The sequence below is a fragment of the Ramlibacter montanisoli genome, assembly GCF_013087525.1.
Taxonomy (GTDB): domain Bacteria; phylum Pseudomonadota; class Gammaproteobacteria; order Burkholderiales; family Burkholderiaceae_C; genus Ramlibacter; species Ramlibacter montanisoli.
The window spans coordinates 1197739-1217416 of sequence record NZ_JABFCS010000001.1; the positions used below are offsets into that span (position 1 = coordinate 1197739).

General features: G+C 68.9%; 16 protein-coding genes, 1 tRNA gene and 5 pseudogenes. 4 read left to right on the plus strand and 18 right to left on the minus strand.

The genetic code is table 11. The features are described from left to right. Positions 1-339: an ISC system 2Fe-2S type ferredoxin gene (gene fdx / locus HK415_RS06175; protein WP_171557391.1), complete on the plus strand. Its 339-nt coding sequence runs from the start codon at positions 1-3 to the stop codon at positions 337-339. A gap of 116 nt (positions 340-455) precedes the next feature. Here fdx and HK415_RS06180 read toward each other — a convergent pair whose 3' ends face one another. The 13 genes and pseudogenes from HK415_RS06180 to HK415_RS06240 all read right to left on the minus strand — a co-directional run bounded on the left by HK415_RS06180 (position 456) and on the right by HK415_RS06240 (position 13141). After that, on the minus strand, positions 456-1313 hold the full coding sequence (locus HK415_RS06180) for an isocitrate lyase/PEP mutase family protein (protein ID WP_171557394.1): 858 nt from the start codon (positions 1311-1313) through the stop codon (positions 456-458). Then, positions 1310-2664, minus strand: a pseudogene (locus tag HK415_RS06185) (FAD-dependent oxidoreductase). Before HK415_RS06185 ends, HK415_RS06180 begins: the two are co-directional and overlap by 4 nt. Before the next feature lie 48 nt (positions 2665-2712). Further along, entirely contained in the window at positions 2713-4143 is a 1431-nt protein-coding gene (locus HK415_RS26175; RefSeq protein WP_216369743.1) for a dihydroorotase, read from the minus strand. Then, a pseudogene (locus HK415_RS06195) lies at positions 4140-4639 on the minus strand (LeuD/DmdB family oxidoreductase small subunit). Before HK415_RS06195 ends, HK415_RS26175 begins: the two are co-directional and overlap by 4 nt. Then, positions 4629-5898: pseudogene (locus HK415_RS06200) on the minus strand (3-isopropylmalate dehydratase large subunit). Before HK415_RS06200 ends, HK415_RS06195 begins: the two co-directional pseudogenes overlap by 11 nt. Beyond that, a complete protein-coding gene (locus HK415_RS06205; RefSeq protein ID WP_171557396.1) occupies positions 5895-6866 on the minus strand; it encodes a tripartite tricarboxylate transporter substrate binding protein in 972 nt (323 codons plus the stop codon). The pseudogene HK415_RS06200 and the gene HK415_RS06205 overlap by 4 nt, the downstream one beginning before the upstream one ends. 3 nt (positions 6867-6869) lie before the next feature. Beyond that, positions 6870-7583 (minus strand): ABC transporter ATP-binding protein, encoded by a 714-nt coding sequence (locus HK415_RS06210; RefSeq protein ID WP_171557398.1) that lies wholly within the window; start codon positions 7581-7583, stop codon positions 6870-6872. Beyond that, on the minus strand, positions 7580-8341 hold the full coding sequence (locus tag HK415_RS06215) for an ABC transporter ATP-binding protein (protein ID WP_171557401.1): 762 nt from the start codon (positions 8339-8341) through the stop codon (positions 7580-7582). Before HK415_RS06215 ends, HK415_RS06210 begins: the two co-directional genes overlap by 4 nt. Beyond that, positions 8334-9348 (minus strand): annotated as a pseudogene (locus HK415_RS06220) (branched-chain amino acid ABC transporter permease). The gene HK415_RS06215 and the pseudogene HK415_RS06220 overlap by 8 nt, the downstream one beginning before the upstream one ends. Further along, entirely contained in the window at positions 9345-10217 is an 873-nt protein-coding gene (locus HK415_RS06225; protein ID WP_171557403.1) for a branched-chain amino acid ABC transporter permease, read from the minus strand. Before HK415_RS06225 ends, HK415_RS06220 begins: the two are co-directional and overlap by 4 nt. 22 nt (positions 10218-10239) lie before the next feature. Next, a complete protein-coding gene (locus HK415_RS06230; RefSeq protein WP_171563201.1) occupies positions 10240-11442 on the minus strand; it encodes an ABC transporter substrate-binding protein in 1203 nt (400 codons plus the stop codon). A 33-nt stretch (positions 11443-11475) separates the two neighbouring features. Continuing rightward, positions 11476-12279, minus strand: coding sequence for a GntR family transcriptional regulator (locus tag HK415_RS06235; protein WP_171563203.1), 804 nt, complete (start codon positions 12277-12279; stop codon positions 11476-11478). Between the two features lie 106 nt (positions 12280-12385). Next, positions 12386-13141, minus strand: a complete 756-nt coding sequence (locus HK415_RS06240) for an SDR family NAD(P)-dependent oxidoreductase (protein ID WP_171557406.1) — start codon at positions 13139-13141, stop codon at positions 12386-12388. Between the two features lie 22 nt (positions 13142-13163). Between HK415_RS06240 and dnaQ the strand changes: the two genes are divergently transcribed. Continuing rightward, positions 13164-13880 carry a DNA polymerase III subunit epsilon gene (gene dnaQ / locus HK415_RS06245; protein ID WP_171557409.1) on the plus strand — a complete coding sequence of 239 codons (717 nt, stop codon included), beginning with the start codon at positions 13164-13166 and terminating at the stop codon, positions 13878-13880. Between the two features lie 23 nt (positions 13881-13903). Beyond that, positions 13904-13978: transfer RNA gene (locus HK415_RS06250), tRNA-Val, on the plus strand. A gap of 266 nt (positions 13979-14244) precedes the next feature. On the opposite strand, the pseudogene HK415_RS27515 reads toward HK415_RS06250, so the two are convergent. Beyond that, positions 14245-15032 (minus strand): annotated as a pseudogene (locus tag HK415_RS27515) (SGNH hydrolase domain-containing protein). Next, entirely contained in the window at positions 14945-16219 is a 1275-nt protein-coding gene (locus HK415_RS06255) for an acyltransferase family protein (protein WP_171557411.1), read from the minus strand. Before HK415_RS06255 ends, HK415_RS27515 begins: the two are co-directional and overlap by 88 nt. On the opposite strand from HK415_RS06255, the gene HK415_RS06260 reads away from it, so the two are divergent. Next, a complete protein-coding gene (locus tag HK415_RS06260; RefSeq protein WP_253261787.1) occupies positions 16191-16706 on the plus strand; it encodes a deaminase in 516 nt (171 codons plus the stop codon). The genes HK415_RS06255 and HK415_RS06260 overlap by 29 nt on opposite strands. A gap of 116 nt (positions 16707-16822) precedes the next feature. Here the strand turns inward: HK415_RS06260 and HK415_RS06265 are convergent, their stop codons facing one another. The 3 genes from HK415_RS06265 to HK415_RS26885 form a co-directional block, all read right to left on the minus strand. Then, positions 16823-17686 (minus strand): lysozyme family protein, encoded by an 864-nt coding sequence (locus tag HK415_RS06265; RefSeq protein WP_171557414.1) that lies wholly within the window; start codon positions 17684-17686, stop codon positions 16823-16825. Positions 17687-17845: 159 nt separating this feature from the next. Further along, a complete protein-coding gene (locus tag HK415_RS06270) occupies positions 17846-18271 on the minus strand; it encodes a hypothetical protein (RefSeq protein ID WP_171557416.1) in 426 nt (141 codons plus the stop codon). Between the two features lie 99 nt (positions 18272-18370). Next, positions 18371-19609, minus strand: a complete 1239-nt coding sequence (locus HK415_RS26885; RefSeq protein ID WP_171557418.1) for a D-alanyl-D-alanine carboxypeptidase family protein — start codon at positions 19607-19609, stop codon at positions 18371-18373. Positions 19610-19678 lie beyond the last annotated feature (69 nt).

Genomic DNA, 19678 nt, shown 5'->3' on the forward strand with positions numbered 1-19678 from the left:
ATGCCCACGATAAAGATCCTGCCCCATCCCGAATACTGCCCCGAGGGGGCCGAGGTGAAGGCGCCCGCGGGCACGTCCATCTGCGAGGCCCTGCTGGACAACGGCATCGAGATCGAGCACGCCTGCGACATGAGCTGCGCCTGCACGACCTGCCACTGCATCGTGCGCAAGGGCTTCCAGTCGCTCAACGAGATGGACGAGAACGAGGAAGACCTGCTGGACCGGGCCTGGGGCCTGGAGCCGAACTCGCGGCTGTCCTGCCAGGCGATCCTGGCGCAGGAAGACCTGGTGGTGGAGATCCCGAAGTATTCGATCAACCACGCCAAAGAGAAGCATTGAGGACGGAGCGCTGGGGTTCGGCTGCGCCTCACCGCCAGCCTACGGGCGGCAACGGCATCGTGGTGTCATGTAGGCTGGGGTAAGCGCGAAGCCGCACCCCAGCGATGCGCGACGCGCTACTCGTACTTCTTCCCCGCCGCCAGCAACTCCGGCGTCCCGATCACGGCGTTCAGCCCGTCGAAATCCAGCATCTCCCCGCGCATCGCCGCCGTCGTGCCGTCCTGCCTGAGCGTGCCGTAATAGCGCGCCAGCGTGTGCGCCACCGCCCGCGCCGTGCCGCCAGGGAAGATGACGATGCGGAATCCGATCCGCCCCAGCTCCTGCGCATCCAGCACCGGCGTCTTGCCGCCTTCCACCATGTTGGCCAGCAGCGGAATCCGCGACGCGAAGCGATCGCAGGCGGCGCGCATCTGCTCGGGGCTGCGCAGCGCCTCGATGAACAGCGCGTCCACTCCGCACTCCAGGTAGCGCTCGGCGCGCTCCAGCGCCGCGTCCAGCCCTTCGATGGCGAGCGCATCGGTGCGGGCGAGGATCAGCGTCTCGCTGCTGCGCCGCGCATCCAGGGCCGCCCGCAGCTTGCCGCACATCTCGTTCACTCCCACCACCGCCTTGCCATCGAGGTGGCCGCAGCGCTTGGGAAAGCCCTGGTCCTCCAGCTGGATCATGGCCGCGCCGGCCCTCTCGAACTCGCGCACCGTGCGCTGGACGTTCAGCGCATTGCCGAAGCCGGTGTCGCCATCGACGATCACCGGCAGCCGCACGCGGTCCGTGATGTGCGCCAGCGTCTGGGCGACCTCGGTGGCGGTCGTCAGGCCGACGTCGGAGCGGCCCAGGCGCGTGTAGGCGATCGAGGCGCCGGACAGGTAGAGCGCCTCGAAGCCGGCCTGTTCCGCCAGCAGGGCGCTGAGCGCGTCGTACACGCCCGGCGCCAGCAGGGGCTGCGGCCGGGCCAGCAAGGTCTTCAGGGAGGTCATGGCTGCTTTCCTGGCCGCAGTTGCGCGGCCGCGGTGCCGGCGGCGATCCAGCCGCCGGCGATCGCGCTCAAGAGGCCGTTGCCGGAGAGATAGCCCCAGACCGCGTTGCCGCTGACGCCGCGCGCGGCGCCGCCGGCGGCCAGCAGGTTGGGGAACAGGGAGCCGTCGCCGCGGCGCACGCGGCAGCGCGCGTCGATGTCGAGGCCGCCTTGCGTGTGGAACAGGGCGCCGGTGACGCGCACGGCGTGGAAGGGCGGGCCGAAGCGCTCGATCTCCGGCGCCAGCGCGGAAGGCGCGCAGCCGATGATCGCGGCCAGCACATCACGGTCCGCGGCCGTGCGCAGCGCGCCCGCTGCCTCCGCCTCGCGGAAGTCCGGGAACTCGCGCGCCAGCGCCAGCTGCGCATCGCCGAACACGTTCCAGGCCGTGCCCCGGGCTGCGCCAGCACGTCCACGGCCGCTTCCGAGTAGCCCTGCTTCTCGTCGTGAAAGCGTTCGCCGCGCGCATTGAGTTGCACGCCGCCTTCCATCATCACGGCCCAGGTCATCAAGGCGCCCTGCGGCACCACCCAGGAGCCGTGCCCCTGGTAGCCGCCGAGGTCGGCGAGCGCCGCGCCCAGCGCCTGGCCCCAGAGGATGGCGCTGCCGTCGTTGCCGGCGTGGCCCGCGAAGGTCGCGTCGCGCATTTCCGGCAGCAGGTCGCGCACGAGCTGTGCGTTGCCGCCGAAGCCGTTGCAGGCCAGCAGCAGCGTGTCGCAGGCGATGTGCTCCAGCGCGCCGCCGGGACGCGCGATGCCGACGCCGAGGATGCGATCCTGAGTATCGGCCCAGAGTTCGGTCACGTGCGCGGAGGGCAGCACGTCCACGCCGGCCCGCGTCGCCGCATCCAGCAGCGCGGCGACCAGCGCGGCGCCGGTGCGCTGCGGCAGCGTGTGCATGCGGTGCACGCGATGACCCGGGTAGAGGAAGTTGTCCAGCACCTCGAAATGCAAGCCGTGGTCCGCCAGCCGGTCCAGCGCCGGCGCGGCGGCTTCCGCATAGGCGCGCACCAGGTGCAGTGCCCCGGTCGCCTTGTTCTTGCGGACGATGTCCTCCGCGAACACCTCCACGCTGTCGGAGATGCCTTGCGCCGCCTGGGCCCGCGTGCCGGCCGCCGGGATGAAGCCGGAGGACAGGGCGGTGGAGCCGCTGGGCGTCGCATCGCGCTCCAGCACCACGCACTCCACGCCGGCATCGGCCAGCGCGATCGCCGCCACCAGGCCGCAGGCGCCGCCGCCGACGATGGCCACCGGCACGCGCACCGGCGCCTCCAGGCGCTCGGCGCGGACGATGCGGGGAGCAGCAGCGGTCATGCGTTCAGGTGGTGGGGCGGAACAGGTACTGCCCGCGCGGCTGGCCGATCACCCCGCGGTCCTGCGCGTAGATCTGCTCGCCGCGCAGGTAGGTGGCTTCCACCCGCGCCGACAGCTCAGGCCCTCGAAAGGCGTGTAGCCCTGCGTGGAGGGCGAGTCCTTGGCGTGGATGGTCCAGGTCCTGGCCGGATCGACCAGCGCCAGGTCGGCGTCGTAGCCCTCGGCGATGTCGCCCTTGCGGTTCAGGCCGAAGCGCTGCGCCGGCGTCCAGCTGGTCACGCGCGCCATGTGGTTGTAGTCCATGCCGCGCCGCGTCCCTTCGCTCACCAGCGAGGGCAGCAGGTACTCGGTGCCGCCGAAGCCGCTCTTGGCCATCCAGATGTTGCCGAAGTAGTGCTTGGGCACCTTGGTCTCGTGGCGGCAGCAGGCGTGGTCGGACACCACCCAGTCCAGCTCGCCGGCCAGCAGCGCCTGCCAGAGAAATTCCACGTCGGCGCGCGGGCGGATCGGCGGGTTCACCTTCGCCAGTTCGGCCGCCGGCGAATGGATGTCCAGCATCAGGTGGCCGATGGTCACCTCGCGCTTGAAGTCGATGTGCGGGAAGGCGTCGGCCATCAGCAGCGCCGCCTGCACCGCCTTGCGCGAGCTCAGGTGCAGCAGGTTGATGTTGGGCAGGGCGGTCTCGTTGGCCAGGTAGCTGGCGATGAACACGGCCAGGCCTTCCGAGTGCTGCGGCCGCGAGGCGCTGTAGGCGGCCAGTCCGGAGAGCGAGGAGTCCTTCTCCACCAGTTTGGTGTAGGCGGTCATGATTTCCGCCGTTTCGCAGTGCAGCGACAGCGAGATCTGGTGCGCGCGCTCGGGCATGCGCTCGCGCGCCGCCTGGATGCCGCGCATGATGAATTCGAAGTGCGCGAAGTCGTAGCGCTCGTCCTCGCCGATCATCAGGAACTGGCGCTGCGAGTCGCTGGCGCCGTGCAGGCCGTGCGAGCCGTAGAACATGAAGATCTTGAAGCTGGAGACGCCGTGCTTCTCGATCAGCATCGGGATCTCCTCGATGTGCGTGCGGTCCATCGGCGCCAGGTGGTAGCCGTAGTCGACGTGGAAGCGGTTCTTCGAAATCTCCAGCACCTCGGGATAGAAGTCCGCGTAGGGCCCGCCCTTGTTCAGGTAGTACTGGCCGGTGCGGAAGTAGTTCAGGCTGGAGGTGACGCCGCCCATGGCCGCCGCCTTCGATTCCGTCACCGCGTCCTCGCCCAGCGGCGAGTAGATGCCGGAGTGCATGTGCGCGTCCACCACGCCGGGGAAGGCCAGCAGGCCGCGGCCGTCCTGCACCTGCCTGGCCTGCGTAGGATCGATGCCGGGTGCCACCCGAGCGAACTTGCCGTCGCGGATGGCGATGTCCCCGGCATGCACGGCGTTGCCCTGCGGGCGGACCACGCGCACGTTCTTGATCAGGAGGTCGTAGAGGGGAGCGTTCACGGTGTCGTCCTCGCCTGGAAGCGTTGTTGCAGCTGGGGCAGCAGGCCACCCGCCTCGACCATGTCGAGCAGGAAGCCGGGGATGGGGTCGGCCTGCAGCACCTGGTTGCCCGGGCGCGTGACGGTGCCGGCGCGGGCATCGAAGGCGATGCGCTCACCTTCGTGGATCACGTCGCAGCCGGGGCAGGTGAGCAGCAGCAACCCCAGGTTGAAGGCGTTGCGGAAGAACAGGCCCGAGTAGGAAGGCGCGATCACCGCGGCGATGCCCAGGTGACGCAGCGCGCCGGCCGCCTGTTCGCGCGAGGAACCGATGCCGAAGTTGCGGCCGGCCACCAGCACGTCGCCGGGCCGCACGCCGGCGGCGAAGGGGGCAGCAGCGACTCGAGGCAATGCTGCGCGATGACGTCCACGCCGTGCTGCATCCAGGCGCCCGGCGCCAAGGCGTCGGTGTCGACGTCGGGCCCGACCCGCCACACGCGGTGCAGTTCAGCGCCCATCGAGCACCTCGCGCGGATCGATGATGCGGCCCGCCACCGCGGACGCGGCGACGGTGTACGCCGAGGCGAGGTACACCTTGGTGGTCGGCGGGCCCATGCGGCCCCGGAAGTTGCGCGCCGTGCTGGAGATCACCGTCTCGCCGGCCGCGAAGCTGTCGCCGTAGCCGGCGCAGACGCCGCAGGCGCTGGGCAGCAACTGCGCGCCGGCGTCCTCCAGCACCTTCATCGTGCCTTCGCGCTGGGCGGCATCGCGGTCAGAGTGGCTGGCCGGCGCCACCAGCAGGCGCACGCCGGCCGCCACGCGCTTGCCGCGCAGGACGCGGGCGGCGAAGCGCAGGTCCTCCAGCTTGGCGCCAGTGCAGGCGCCGATGTAGGCGGCCTGGACCGCCGTGCTGCGGAAGTCGGAGGCGTCGGCGACGTTCGCGGGGCTGAAGGGGCTGCCACCTGCGGCGCCAGCGCGCTGCCTTCGAAGCGGTGCTCCTCGGTGATGCTGCCCTGGTCGGAGAACCAGGGCGTGATCTCCACCGGGCCGCTGCCGTGCGCCTCCAGCCACTCGCGGGTGACGTCGTCCGGCGCGATCAGGCCGACCTGCGCGCCGAGTTCGGCGCTCATGTTCCGAGGGTCATCCTCTCCTCCATCGGCAGCGCGCGCACGGCCTCGCCGGCGAACTCCACCGCCTGGTAGCCGCCGCCGTTCATGCCGAAGCGGCCGATCATCGCCAGCATCATGTCCTTGGCGGTCACGGCGCGGCCCAGGCGCCCGTACCAGCGCATCCGGATGGTGCGCGGCACCTGCACCCAGATCTCGCCCGTGGTCACCACGCCCAGCATCTCGGTGCTGCCGATGCCGAACATGTAGGCGCCGAAGGCCCCGCCAGTGGGCGAGTGCGAGTCGCCGCCGACGCAGAACATGCCGGGCCGGATGTGCCCGTGCTGCGGCACCACCACGTGGCAGATGCCGATCGAGTCGTACACGTGCGGCAGCTGCTGGTCGCGGGCCCAGTCGCGGGCGATGCGCACGATGCGGCGCGCGTCCTCGTTGCGCTCCGGCACGTAGTGGTCCATCACCAGCACGACACGCGACTTGTCCCAGATCTGCGCGCCCAGCTGTTCCAGCATCGGCTGCAGGCGGCGCGGCCCGGACGAGTCGTGGAACATCGCGAGGTCCACCTTGCAGGTGACGATCTCGCCGACGCGCACCTCCTGCCGCCCCGCGGCGCGGGCGATGAGTTTCTGCGCGAGCGACTGGGCGGGGGTCATTCCGGCTTGGCTCCCGAGTACTTCACCACCTTCGCCCAGCGTCCGATCTCCTCGTGCACGAAGCGCGCAAATTCCTCCGGCGCGTTGCCGACCGGCGTCGCGCCCTCGGTCTCGATGCGCCTCTTCACGTCCGGCGAGGCAATGGCCTGGCGGGCCGCGTCGCTCAGGCGCCTGACCAGCTCGGGCGGCGTGCGCGCGGGCGCGAACAGCCCGAACCAGGCACTGGACTGGTAGCCGGGCAGCACTTCGGCGATCGCCGGCACGTCCGGGAAGGCGGCGAGGCGGCGTGGGCTGGTGACGCCCAGTGCCTTGAGCTTGCCGGCGCGCACGTGCGCCTGTGCGTTGCCCACGTTGGCGAACATCAGTTCCACCTGGCCGGCCAGCACGTCCTGGATGGCGGGTGCGGTGCCCTTGTAGGGGATGTTGACGATGTAGGTCCCCGACATCATCTTGAAGGCTTCGCCCGCCAGGTGCACCGAGGAGCCGAGCGCGCCGATGGCGAAGTTCAGCTTGCCCGGCTTGGCCTTGGCCAGTGCGACCAGCTCGCGCAGGCTGTTGGCCGGCAGCGAGGGATGCGCCACCAGCAGCGCCGGCGTGGTGGACACCATGGTCAGCGGCGTGAAGTCCTTCTCCGGGTCGAAGGGCAGCGAGGGATACAGGCTGGCGTTGATCGCATGGCTGGTGAAGCTCATGAGCAGCGTGTTGCCGTCCGGTGGCGCCTTGGCCACCAGGTCGGCGGCGATGTTGCCGCCGGCGCCGGGGCGGTTCTCCACCACGACCACGCGGCCCAGCGCGCGACCGAGTTCGGTTGCCAGCGCGCGCGCCATGGTGTCGGTGGTGCCGCCGGCCGGCGCGACGACCAGGATGCGCACGGGCGCCTGCGTGCCTTGGGCACGCGCACCGCCGGCCGCGGCGAGGAGGGCCGCGGCGATCAGCCGGCGGCGGGAGAGGAAAGAGTCGAGTTCCATGTTTCAGACACCGAGGTAGGCCTGCCGCAGGCGATCGGTTGCCAGCAGTTCGGCGGCCGTGCCGGAGAACTGGATCGCGCCGTTCTCCATCACGTAGGCGCGCTGCGCGATCTCCAGCGACTGGGCGACGTTCTGTTCCACGAGGAGGATGGCGAGGCCCTGCGCATGCAGGCGGCCGACCAGGCCGAACAGTTCCTCCACCAGCAGCGGCGAGAGTCCCAGCGAAGGCTCGTCCAGGATCAGCAGGCGCGGCTCGCCCATCAGGCCGCGGCCGATCGCCAGCATCTGCTGCTCGCCGCCGCTCATGGTGCCGGCCAGCTGCGTGACGCGTTCCTTCAGGCGCGGGAAGATCCCGAACACGCGCTCCAGATTGGCGGCCCGGTTGGCGCGCGCGCGCGTGAAGGAACCCAGTTCCAGGTTCTCCAGCACCGACAGGTTGGGGAAGATGCGCCGGCCTTCCGGCACGTGGATCAGTCCCGCCGCCACCACGTCGCGGTAGTGGGCGCGCGTGATGTCGCGCCCGTCGAAGCGCACGCTGCCCGCGCGCGCCGGCAGCAGTGCGCTGACGGTCTGGTTGAAGGTGCTCTTGCCGGCGCCGTTGCTTCCCAGCAGGGCGACGATCTCGCCGGCGCCCACGTCCAGGTCGACGCCGCGCAGCACTTCGACCGCGCCGTAGCCGCTGCGCAGTCCCCGCACGGAAAGCAGCGTTTGACTCATGCGGCCTCCGCTTTCGCGATGCGGCCGAGGCGTTCGGCGGTGCCGTGCCCCAGGTAGGCTTCGATCACGCGCGGATCGCGCGTCACTTCGCCGGGCGTGCCCGAAGCGATCAGCTGCCCCTGCGCCAGCACCCACACGTGCGAGGCCAGGTGCATCACGGCCTGCATCACGTGCTCGATCATCAGCACCGTGACACCGCCGGCGGCGATGTCGCGCACCACGGGGACCATCTCGGCCACCTCCTGGGGGTTCAGGCCGGCCAGAACTTCGTCCAGCAGCAGCAGGCGCGGCCGTGTCGCCAGGGTGCGCGCCAGCTCCAGCCGCTTGCGGCCGGCGACGGTGAGTTCGCCGGCGGGCTGGTCCAGCTGCGCAAACAGACCCACCCGCCGCGCCACGGCCTCGGCCTGGGCGAGCGCATCGCTGCGTCCCGCGCAATGCAGGTGGGCACCGACCGCGATGTTCTCGCGCACGGTCTGCGCCGCGAAGGGCTGCACGATCTGGAAGGTGCGCGTCATGCCGCGCCGCGCGTTCAGGTGCGGCGGCTGGCCGGTGATGTCGGTGCCGTCGAAGGCGATGCGGCCGGCGTCGGGCTTCAGGAAGCCGGCCATCAGCGCGAACAGCGTGGTCTTGCCGGCGCCGTTGGGCCCGATCAGCGCGCTCAGGCTGCCGGCCGCCACGTCCAGCGACACGGACTGCACCGCGGCCAGGCCGCCGAAGGACTTGGAGACGCCGTCCAGGCGCAGCAGCGGCTCAGCCACCGTGGGCCTCCCGCGGTTCGGGCGCGGCAACCGGCGGGTTGCGTGTCCAGAGCCTGCGCACCGACAGGCCGATGCCCAGCACGCCGCGCGGCGCGAACATCACGATGGCGATCAGCACCGCGCCGTAGATGATCATGTTGATGCCGGGCAGGGCGCCGAACAGGCCGCGCGTGAGCTCGGCCAGCAGGTGCAGCGCCAGCGCGCCCAGCACCGGGCCCCACAGCGTTCCCAGCCCGCCCACGATCGCGGCCACCAGCGCCTCCACCGAGGTGTGCGGCCCGTAGGCGATGCCCGGGTCGATGTATTGGAAGACCTGCACGTAGAAGGCGCCGGCCGCGCCCATGAAGGCGCCCGACAGGCCGATGGCGCCGAGCTTGACGCGGAAGGGGTCGACGCCGATGGCCCGTGCGGCATCCTCGTTGTCGCGCACCGCCTGCAGCCAGGCGCCGAAGCGCGAGTGGCGCAGCCAGGTGGTGGCCAGCAGGCCCAGCGTCACCAGCCCCAGCACCAGCCAGACATAGCCGCGCCGGTCGCCGAACTGCATGTTGGCCGCGCCTTCGCGCAGCGGCACCATCAGGCCGACGCCGGCTCCCGTGAAGGGCACCGACAGCGACAGGATGCGGAACACCTCCGCGAAGGCCAGCGTCACCAGCGCGAAGTAGGAGCCCTTGAGGCCGTAGCGGAAGGACAGGGCGCCGAAGAACAGGCCGACGAGGGCAGCGGCCACGACCGCCAGCACCAGCGCCGGCCAGGGATTGATCCCGCCCTGCAAGCTGTGCGATCGCCTGCACGTACGCGCCGGTGCCGAAGAACAGGGCGTGGCCAAAGGAGAACTGCCCGCCGTAGCCCCCCAGCAGGTTCCAGGACTGCGCCATCAGGCAGCCGTAGAGGGCCATCATGGTGAAGTTCAGGACGACTCCTGAGCGCGAAGTCGCCGCCAGCACCGCCACCGCCAGCACGAAGACGGCGATCTGCAGCAGGTCGCGCCTCGGGGAGAGCGTGCTCATGCCTTGGCCCCGAACAGGCCCTGCGGCCGGAACAGCAGCACGGCGATGAACAACAGGAAGATGCCGATCTGCCCCAGCGATTCGCCGAACCACAGGCCCCCGAGCGACTCCACCACGCCGATCAGCAGCCCGCCCAGCAAGGCGCCGGCGAAGCTCCCCATGCCGCCCAGGACGACGATGGTGAAGGCCACCAGCACGAAGCCGTTGCCCACCTGCGGATTCACGTAGTACGCGGGCAGCAGGAAGCAGGCGGCCGCCCCCAGGCAGGCCAGGCCGATGCCGAAGCTCATGGCGTAGACGTGGTCCACGTCGATGCCGACCAGCCGCGCGCCGTGCTTCTCGCGCGCCACCGCGCGGATGGCGCGGCCCAGGTCGGTCCGGCGCACGATCCACAGCAGCACCGCGGAGGTCACCAGCGCGCCCCCGAAAGCCACCAGCTTGGTCACCGAAATCATCGCTGGGCCGATCGCCACCGTCGCCAGCGTGTAGGGCGTCTCGATCGTGCGCGTGTCCGACTTGAAGGCGAGCAGGGCGATGTTCTCCAGCACGATCGCCAGGCCCAGCGTCACCAGCAGGATGTTCTCGTCGCGGCCGTGGCTGGCGCGGTTGACGATGCAGCGCTGCAGCGCGTAGCCGGCCACGAACATCACGGCCCCCATGGGCAGCAGCGCCAGGTAGGGATCGAGGCCGAAGGCCTGCTTGAGGAAATAGACGCCGTACAGCGCCATCATCAGCGCCGCGCCGTGGGCGAAATTGATGATGTGCAGAACGCCGTAGATCAGCGTCAGGCCTAGCGCCACCAGCGCGTACACCGCGCCGGTGGTCAGGCCGTTCAGGACCGCCGGGAACAGGATGCCGAAGTCGAACATGCCGCGTCCCGGGAGTGCGAGCTCAGGCCTTGAGCGGGAAGACCGGCTCGGCCTGCCGGTACTCGCGCGGCACGATCACCTTGATGTCGTTGCCCGAGACCTGCGTCATCAGCGGCTGCGCGCCGGTGTTCTGGCCGTTCACGAACTTGGTCGGGCCGTAGGGGAGGAAGTGGTCCGAGAAAGTGCTGGTCTCCAGCGCGTTGATGATCGCGGCGCGGTCCGTGGACTTGGCGCGTTCCAGCGCGTCGGCCAGCAGGCGCGTCGCCGTATAGGTCAGGAACACCTCGTAGCTGTAGAAGATGTTCTTGGCCTCGGTGCGCTTCTTCAGGTCGAAGCTGCGCTTGTCCCTGGGGTTGAACCAGTGGTTGCAGTCGATGATGCCGTCGGCCGCCTGCGGGAATTCCTTGACGAACTTGTAGCTGGAGGCCGCGCCGCCCAGCACCGAGTAGATCGCCTTGGGCGTCACCTTCTGCTGCTGCATGGTGCGCACCAGCAGCGCGTACTCGTTGTAGTAGTTGGCCGGGATGACGATGTCCGGGTTCAGCGCCTTCATCCGCAGCACGATGTTGTTGAAGTCGCGCGTCGGGTTGGCGTGCTTGACGACTTCCTTGACCTCGTAGCCGTAGCCGGGCAGTTCGCGCGCCAGCAGGTTGGCCGTGCCGGTGCCGAACAGCGATTCCTCGTGGATGATCATCACCGTCTTGGCCGGCTTGCCCGCCGCGGTGTTCAGCACGTGCAGGTTGGCCAGCGCGATGTCGGCGCACTTCTTGTAGCCGGGCGAGAAGCGGAAGGTGTTCTTCAGGCCGCGCTCGACGATCTGGTCGGCCACGCCGACGTCCACCACGTGCGGCAGGTTGTACTTGGCGGCGGCCTGCGTGGTCGCCAGGCAGATCGCCGAGGCATAGGCGCCGACCACCGCACTGACGCCGGCCTCGTTCATCTTCTCGATTTCCGCCGTGCCCGCCGCCGGCGTGGACTGCGCGTCGCCCAGCAGCGCCTCGAGCTTCGCGCCGCCCAGCGAGCGGATGCCGCCGGCCTTGTTGATGTCCTCGATGGCCATCAGCGCGCCTTCGCGGCATTGCTGCCCGGAATAGGCCAGCGCACCCGTCACCGGGTGCAGCACGCCGACGCGGATGGCGCGCGGCTGCGCGCCGCCCACCAGCGGGAAGGCCAGGGCCGAGGCGGCGGCGCCCGCGTGGGCGATGAAGCGGCGGCGGTTCGACAGGGTGCACTCATCGTTCGTTCTCCTGGGTTTTCTTCAGTGGAACTGCGCGGACAACTCGCTGCTGACCCACACCTTGGCGGCTATGTCGCCGACGCGGGACAGCTGCATCTGGTATTCGTAGCGATCCGGCCGGTACAGGCCGTGCAGCCACTGCACAGGCCGGCCCAGTTCGTCGTGGATCAGGCGGCGCACCGCCAGCAGGGCCGAACCGACGGCCACGCCCAGGTGGGCGGCGACCTGGCCGTCGGCCAGGCGGGCGGAGATGGTCTGGCGGGCGCCGCCCACGCGCACGCCGGATTCCTCCAGCAGCACCAGGATCGGCTTCTTCGCCAGCTCACGCTTGCCGAAGCTGCGGGCGAGCTCGCCCGGAACCCAGGTGGTGATGTGCGACAGCGGTCCTTCGCTGGTGGAGCGCACGCGCACGGCTTTCTGCACCGGGTCTCCGGGGGCGACCTGCAGGGCCTGCGCGACCTCGGTGGTGGCACCGACCACGCTGACTTCGATCACGCGCACGGTGGTGTTCAGGCTGGTGCTGACCAGGTTTTCCAGCAGGCCGGTGAGGCGCGTGGTCTTGGTGCGCGGCTGGGCGGCCCGGGGCCGCTGCGCGTCCACGGCGGCCGGGGCCACCGGCCGCGTGCCGCGTCCCCGCTCGCGCGCGATCAGCCCCTCGCCCGCCAGCTCCTGCAGCGCGCGGCGCACCGTCACGCGCGCCACCCCGAACTGCCGCATCAGCGCGAGTTCACCGGGCAGGCCCCCGGCGAAGCGGCCCTCGTGCAACTGCTCGCGCAGCACGAGGTAGACCTGGTGGTACTTGGGCAGGGGCAGGGCGTCCGCCATGGCGCGCATGGTCGAACCGTTCTATTGTCCTGTCAATGGGACATTTGATGGGACAACTGCATTCCCGTCATCCCCGCGGAGGCGGGGACCCAAGGCGTTCCCCCGCTCAGGCCGCCGAGTAGCCGCCGTCCACCGGAATCGCGGCCCCCGTCACGAACGCGCTCGCCCCACTCGACAGGAACACCGCGATGCCCGCCAGGTCCTGCGGCGTGCCCCAGCGCCCCGCCGGCGTGCGGGCCAGCACGCGCTCGTTCAGGCCCGACACCTGGTTGCGTGCGCCGACGGTCAGTTCCGTGTCGATCCAGCCGGGGAGCACTGCATTCACCTGGATGCCGTCACCGGCCCACGCGAGGGCGAGCGATTTCGTCAGCTGCACGATGCCGCCCTTGCTGGCGCAATAGGCTGGCGCATAGGGCGCCCCGAAGGTCGAGAGGATCGAACCGATGTTGATGATCTTGCCGCTGCCGGCCGCCTTCATCAGCGGGAAGGCGGCGCGGGCGCAGAGGAAGGCGCTGGTCAGGTTCACGTCCATGACCCGGTTCCAGTCGTCCAGGCTGAAGTCCTGCGGCGGCTTGCGGATGGTGCTGCCCGCGTTGTTGACCAGGATGTCGAGGCGGCCATGCCGTGCCTGCACGTCCGCGAACAGGCGCTGCACTTCCCGCTCCTGCGCCACGTCGCAGGCCAGCGCCTCCGCGCGGATCCCCAGCGACTGCAGTTCGCGCAACGCCGCTGCGGATTTTTCCGCGTTGCGGCCGACGATGATCACGGTGGCGCCGGCCTGCCCGATCCCCCGTGCCATCCCGAGGCCGATGCCGCCGTTGCCCCCGGTGACGAGGGCGATCTTGTCGGTCAGGTCGAACATGCGCTCAAGCATAATCCGGCCGATGCGCCAGATCGTCCTCGACACCGAAACCACGGGTTTGTCCGCAGAAGCGGGAGACCGGATCATCGAGATCGGCTGCGTGGAGCTGGTCGCGCGCAAGCTCACCGGCAACAACAAGCACTGGTACCTGAACCCGGAGCGCGACTCGCACGAGGACGCGCTGAAGGTCCACGGCATCAGCAACGAGTTCCTGCGCGACAAGCCCAAGTTCGGCGCGATCGCCGACGAACTGATGGAGTACGTCGCCGGCGCCGAGATCATCATCCACAACGCCGCCTTCGACATCGGCTTCCTGAACAAGGAACTCGACCTGCTGGGCCGCCGGCCCTTCCCGGGGCACGTGGCCAAGGTGACGGACACGCTGGCGATGGCCAAGGAGATGTATCCCGGCAAGCGCAACAGCCTGGACGCGCTGTGCGACCGCCTGGGCGTGGACAACTCGGGGCGCACGCTGCACGGCGCGCTGCTGGACGCGGAACTGCTGGCGGACGTCTACATCAACCTCACGCGCGGCCAGGACGCGCTGCTGATCGACGAGGCGGATGCGCACGCGGTCGGGGCGATCCTCACGCGGGTGGACCTGCGCCAGTTCACGCTGCCCGTGCTGCTGGCGAACGACCAGGAGGCGGCCGCCCACGAGGAGGTCCTCAAGCAGTTGGACAAGGCCTCCGGCGGCAAGACAGTCTGGCGTCAGATCCCCATTTTGCCTGTGGCATAATTGCGGGCTTCCCGACAGGGGACGGGTGATTAGCTCAGCGGTAGAGCACTGCCTTCACACGGCAGGGGTCACATGTTCGATCCATGTATCACCCACCATCTAAATCACGGCACTTGCGCGACCCTTAGGGGTCGCTTCTCTTTCTAGCATCGCTGGTGCATTCGCTCGCCCAAAGGTCCGGTCTATTCCCTCCGGCAACTGCCCGGTTTCCTGGCAGGTGTAGGGGCATTGCGTCGTTACCAACGCCGAATGGATGAGCCTGAGGGATGAGACGCTCGCTTTGGCGGTGATCTGCACACACCCTGATCGCACCGATTCGCAGCGGCACTTCTAAGGGCTCGTGCCCGCGGGCATCTCCATTTGTTCATGAGCCCAGCGTGTGCTCGTGCACGTTCTTGAAGGGGTAGAGCATGGAGATCCCAGCGCTAGACGGCTTGCGCGGGGTTGCCGCACGGAGTGCGCTAATCAACGCTGGCACTGCGAAACTGACCGCGGATCGGGCAAGATGGTGTCCGTCCATATACAGCGGCCTGCCATCGCGCTCAATCGCGCAGGATCCACCTGAGCAAAGATCCCGCCACAATGACACGCGAGGCCGGCCTTCCACCGCAGCGAAGTACGCCGCATTGTGGCGCAGGTACTCGTGGACACTGTAAGTTGTAGGCGCTGAGCGCCCATACGCCGCGCGCTGCGCCAACATGCGTGGCACAGAACTAGAGCTCCCGGCAACGGATCGACGACGAGTGAAAAGGCAGACCTCTTAAGACCGCGAGCGATCACCTCTTGGGCAGACCCCGGTAGTCCGTCCGTGACGTTCGGGTAGCCGCTCCAGTACCCGACTAGGATGATGCGAAGATCGCGCGAAGCGGCAAGTTGTGCGACAGCCATTGCGAACGGTTCGCACTCGCGGTAGTGGCCGGGACGCCGAACACCTTGCAACGGGACGCACCCGTCACGGGTCGCCAGAAAAGCAGATTGGCCCAACTGCCGCAGCGCCGCGTCAAACGCTGACTGCATCGCGAATCCGTGCGAGTCGCCCCATAGGATCCACTGCGGTGCCTGACTCACCTCTCCGATGAGGCAAAGTTGCCCGGCTGCGGCTTGCGCGGCAGTCCTGTTGTCGCAATGCTGCAAGTCAGGGTCCATGTCCATCGACGCTGCTTCAAGGGCAGCGACTTGCGGCGGGAAACGACTGGGCAATCCCCCAACGTTACCGCGCCGACTAATACACCGAGCGCGCCAGCGACCACCGAAAAGCGGGCGATGGAACTTACCCTTCGACGCGTTCGAACAGGCTCCTCCACAAATATGTATGTCAACGTTGACAGGGCCACAGTAAGTCCCGCTAGTAAAAAGATGGATGCAGCATCAGGTTCACCCCACAGGTACCGATAGAAGACGATTACTGGCCAGTGCCACAAGTACAGCGAAAACGATATGCGCCCGATGAAGACGGCCGCACCCCATCGCAGGGGCGAGGCTGCCTGCATGCCTCCCGCGTGCAGCAGCAACGCAGCGCCGGCACATGGCAAAAGCGCCGCAAAGCCTGGGAACGGGGTAGCCTCTGAGTATCCGAATACCGCGATGCCGATAAGAAGGAAACCAGCAGCGGCTTCCCACGATCGCGCTGCCGGAAGTCGCGCCATGGCCAAGCAAGCGCCGAGCATGAGCTCCCACGCCCGGAATGGACACCAATAGAAGGCCAGAGCGGGTGATCGGGTCACGAACCATGCGTCGGCGATAAAGGACAATGTCGCCGCCATGCCCACCACCACAAGCGACCGCCGCGCCTTTATCGCGAACATCAAGAACAATGGGAACAGAATGTAGAACTGTTCCTCCACGCCAAGCGACCATGTGTGCAGCAGCGGCTTGAGTGCAGCTGGCTCATCAAAGTACCCGACTTCCGACCAGAAGTGGAAGTTGGAGGCGAAGACGAGCGTGGCGATCATGGAACGACCATAGGCCGCGAGGTCCAGTGGCATGAGCAGTACCGATGCAGCCGCGGTGGTGGCAGCCAGCACCACCATGAGAGCCGGCAAGATGCGGCGTGCGCGGCGCTCGTAGAAGCGCAGAAGGTGTGAGTCGGAGAGGAGGCGCTGCGTGATCAAGAACCCGGAGATCACGAAAAAGATGTCTACGCCAACGTAACCGCCACCAAAGCCTGGGACTCCCAGATGGAACAGCACAATCGGCAACACCGCGAGGGCGCGTAAGCCGTCAATGTCGGGGCGATGACCTACCGCCGAATGTCCCAATTGTGGATTTGGGTCCAATGTTTGCTCCCCTCGGGCGGGATCATACGAGCAGATGTTCAGCCAGAACTTCCAGCCGAGCATTGCCCGGCGCGATGCGGCTGCAACAGGCCCGCTTGACCACGATCACTTCCGGCACCAGCATGCAACGATGCCCCTCCCGCACCTGCACCGTCGCCGCCTGCTCGTGCTTTCCGCCAGCTTGGCCGCGCCCTGGTTTCGCACCGACGCCGCGCCGCCCCAGCGGCGCTGGTACGAAGCCGCCGAGGCGATGCGGCGCCTGGCGCTGAGTCAGGGCGACCAGCCCTATGGCGCCGTCGTCGTGCAGGGGGACCGCATCGTCGGCCAGGGACCCAGCCGCGTGCTGCAGCGACAGGATCTCGATGCCCATGCCGAGCGCGAAGCGATCCGCGATGCCCGCGAGCGTGTCGGCCCGGACGTGCTCCGTGGCGCCGTGCTCTATTCGACCTCGCGACCCTGTGCCTTGTGCGAGGCGGCTGCCGCGCAGGCCGGCCTGGCCCGGATGATCCATGGAGCGGACCTGACCGATGCTGGCGCCCCCGCCCGGTGACCTGAGCGGCGGCGAGGATCGGTCAGCGGCGACGATGCGAAGGGGTCGGCGAGCAGGGCTGCGGCAGCATGAAGAACGCCACCCGGAGGTGGCGTTGTCGCCGGCGCCTAGGGGCTTCAGATGTCGAACCGCTGCGCCAGCTGCGAGGCTTCGGCAGCACCGGCTCGCACGTTGCGGATGTGGCGCTGGGTCTCGACCGGCAGCTGGGTGGTGTTGAAGCCATCCCACTTGTTGCGGCCCTTGATGGACAGGTTGTAGTACACCGACACGCCTTCGCGGATCTTCTGCGCGCGGTCCTCGGGGCTGAGCTTCAGGTGCGCGATCTTGTCTTCGGCCCACTCGGCGCCGTGCTTCATGTTCACGGCGGCGGCGAACACGGCCTGCACCGGGTCGTTGGGGTCCTTGAGGCCCAGGCCACGGGCGGTGCGCGGCTCGAACTGCGCGAGGCCGATGCTTTCCACGCCGTTCCGTCCCATGCCCGTGCGCGGGATCCAGTCGGTCTCGGCGTCGATCACGCCATACACGTCCTGGAAGGACAGGCCCACCTTGTGCAGGCCGGCACGCTCGGCGGCAGCCTGGGCCAGCAGGAGGCGCGATTCCTCGTCCAGCGTCTGGACGGGCTTGCCCGCGTAACGCACGGTCTGGAACTTGATCTGCGCGCGCACGGCTTCCTGGGACGCGAACTTGACCGCGGCGGCGGCCACCGGCGTCGCCATGCGGATCGCAGGCGCCGCGGCGGGAGCGGCCTTGCTGACGGCGGCCACTGCAGCGGCAGCGGTCGCGGTCGCGGCGGCGCTGGTGCGCGCCACTGCAGCGGCAGCCGAGGTTGCCTTCGCGGCGGCAGGCGCTGCGATGGAGGCTTCGATCCGGGCCGCGCCGGACACGGAAGGAACCATCTGGCTCGTCAGGCCCGCAAGGGCGCCGAGGATGGCGACCGTGGAGATGGCGCGGAAGGTGGTGGCTTTCGTGAACTGCTGCATGTGTCTCTGTCTGCTGACTCGCTTGTAGGAGGTCTCTTATGGACCTGTAGGAAGCGGGTAAGTTCGAAGCTCAGGCAGGCAGAATTCCGCCGATTCGGCCCTGAATCGGCCCTTGGGACGTAACAACGGGGGGGGAGGGTGGCTCTGCGGCAGGAAGTCCTAGCCCTCGCCCAGCGCGGTGGCGAGGGGCGCGAACCGGTCGGCACCCACGGCGTCCCGGATCCGGGCGGAGACGGCCACCAGCTCTTCGTAGCAGGTGGCTGCCTCGACCGCGATGTTCAGGGGCGCCCCGCGCAGGCCCAGGCTGGCGGTCAGCCGGGCGGCGATGGGGTAGGCAGCGGCATAGCGGTCCTGGGCACCCAGGGCGGGACGCTGCGGGCTCACCGTCGCGGCAGGTACTGCGTTCGTGACGAGCTGCAGTTCGAACAGCCTCTCGATGTCATCCGGCGTGGCGCCAGACTGCAGGACTTCGGGCAGGCCACGCTTGCCGTCGATGAGGATCAGCGCCGTGCGCTGGCGCGGCGTGAGGGCCATGGACCGGTCCTTGAGGACCTGGTGGGCGGCCGCGGTCTTGGCTGGGATCACTGGCTTTCCTCCTGGCGGGCTGCAAACCGCTCAAGCCAGGCCAGTGTCGGGCACGCGACGGCGCGCCCGAATCGGGAGTGTCCCTTTAAGCGAAATCCTTCAACTCTTCTGTTCGTCCTTGCCGGACGCGAAGGTCTGGCGCACGCGGCCGTCCTTGCGGGTGTCTTCCTTCTTGCCGTCCTTCTTGCGGTCGGCGGCAAGCTGGGTCTTGGAACCCTTCTTGCCGGCGGAAGCCTCGGACTTCGCATCCTTCTTCTTGCCCTTGGCGGAGGCCACTTCCGACTTGTCGGCGTCGTCCCTGCGGTCCTTCTTGCCCGCGGTGGTCTTCTTGCCACCGTCCTTCTTCGCCGCGGCGGTCTTCGTGCCACCGTCCTTCTTCGCCACGGCCTTGTCCTTCTTCCTGTCCTCGTCGTCCGCCTTCTTGCGAGCGGCCACCTTGCGCACGGGCTTGTCGTCGTCCTTCGCTTCGGCCACCGCGGGGTCCGGCAGGCCCCACTGCGCGACCAGCCAGCGGCGCATGCGTTCCGCGTCCGCCAGGCGCGCGCCGTTGGTGTCCGCATCCAGCAGGACCATGATCAGGTTCTGCCCGCCCACCTTGGTCAGCATGGTCAGGCAGCGGCCTGCCTCGACGATGTAGCCGGTCTTCTGCACCTCGATGTCCCAGCCGGCCCTGTGGCTGCGGACCAGCCGATTGGAATTGTTGTACTGCAGCGTCCGCTTGCCGAGGTCGGCGACGTGCGAAGGCGTGGTGGAGAACTGGGCCAGCTGCTCGTCGCGGCCCACGTGGCTCACCAGCACGGCGACATCGCGCGCGGTGGACTGGTTGCGATTGGACAGGCCGGTAGGATCGACGTACACGGTGTTCTTCATCCCCAGCTGGGCCGCCTTGGCGTTCATCGCCGCCACCATCTTCTCCAGGCCGCCGGGGTAGGCGCGGCCGAGGGCATGCGCCGCGCGGTTCTCGCTGGACATCAGGGCCAGCCGCAGCGCTTCCTCGCGCGTGAGCGTCGTGCCCACCCGCAGGCGCGAACGGCTGTGGCGTTCGGTGTCAACGTCTTCCTCGGTGATGGTCAGCGTTTCGTCCATCGGCTGCTTCGCCTCGGCCACCACCAGCGCGGTCATGAGCTTGGTGAGCGATGCGATCGGCAGCACCGCCTGGTCGTTCTTGCGCACCAGCACCTCGCCGCTGTCCTGGTTCACCAGCAGCGCGACGCTGGAGTTCAGGCGCAGCGGGTCTGGGGTGTGGTGCAGGCCCGCGGCTCGGGCATAGGACAGCGTCGGGCCGGTGGGAGAAGCGGAAGCCGGGCCACGGTCGGTCTCGGATTCCTCGGCGGGCACGACTTCGGTTCCGGGGGCGCCGGCGGCGTTGCCTCTTCCGCGGCGGGCGCTTCCGGCGCAGGAGCCGTC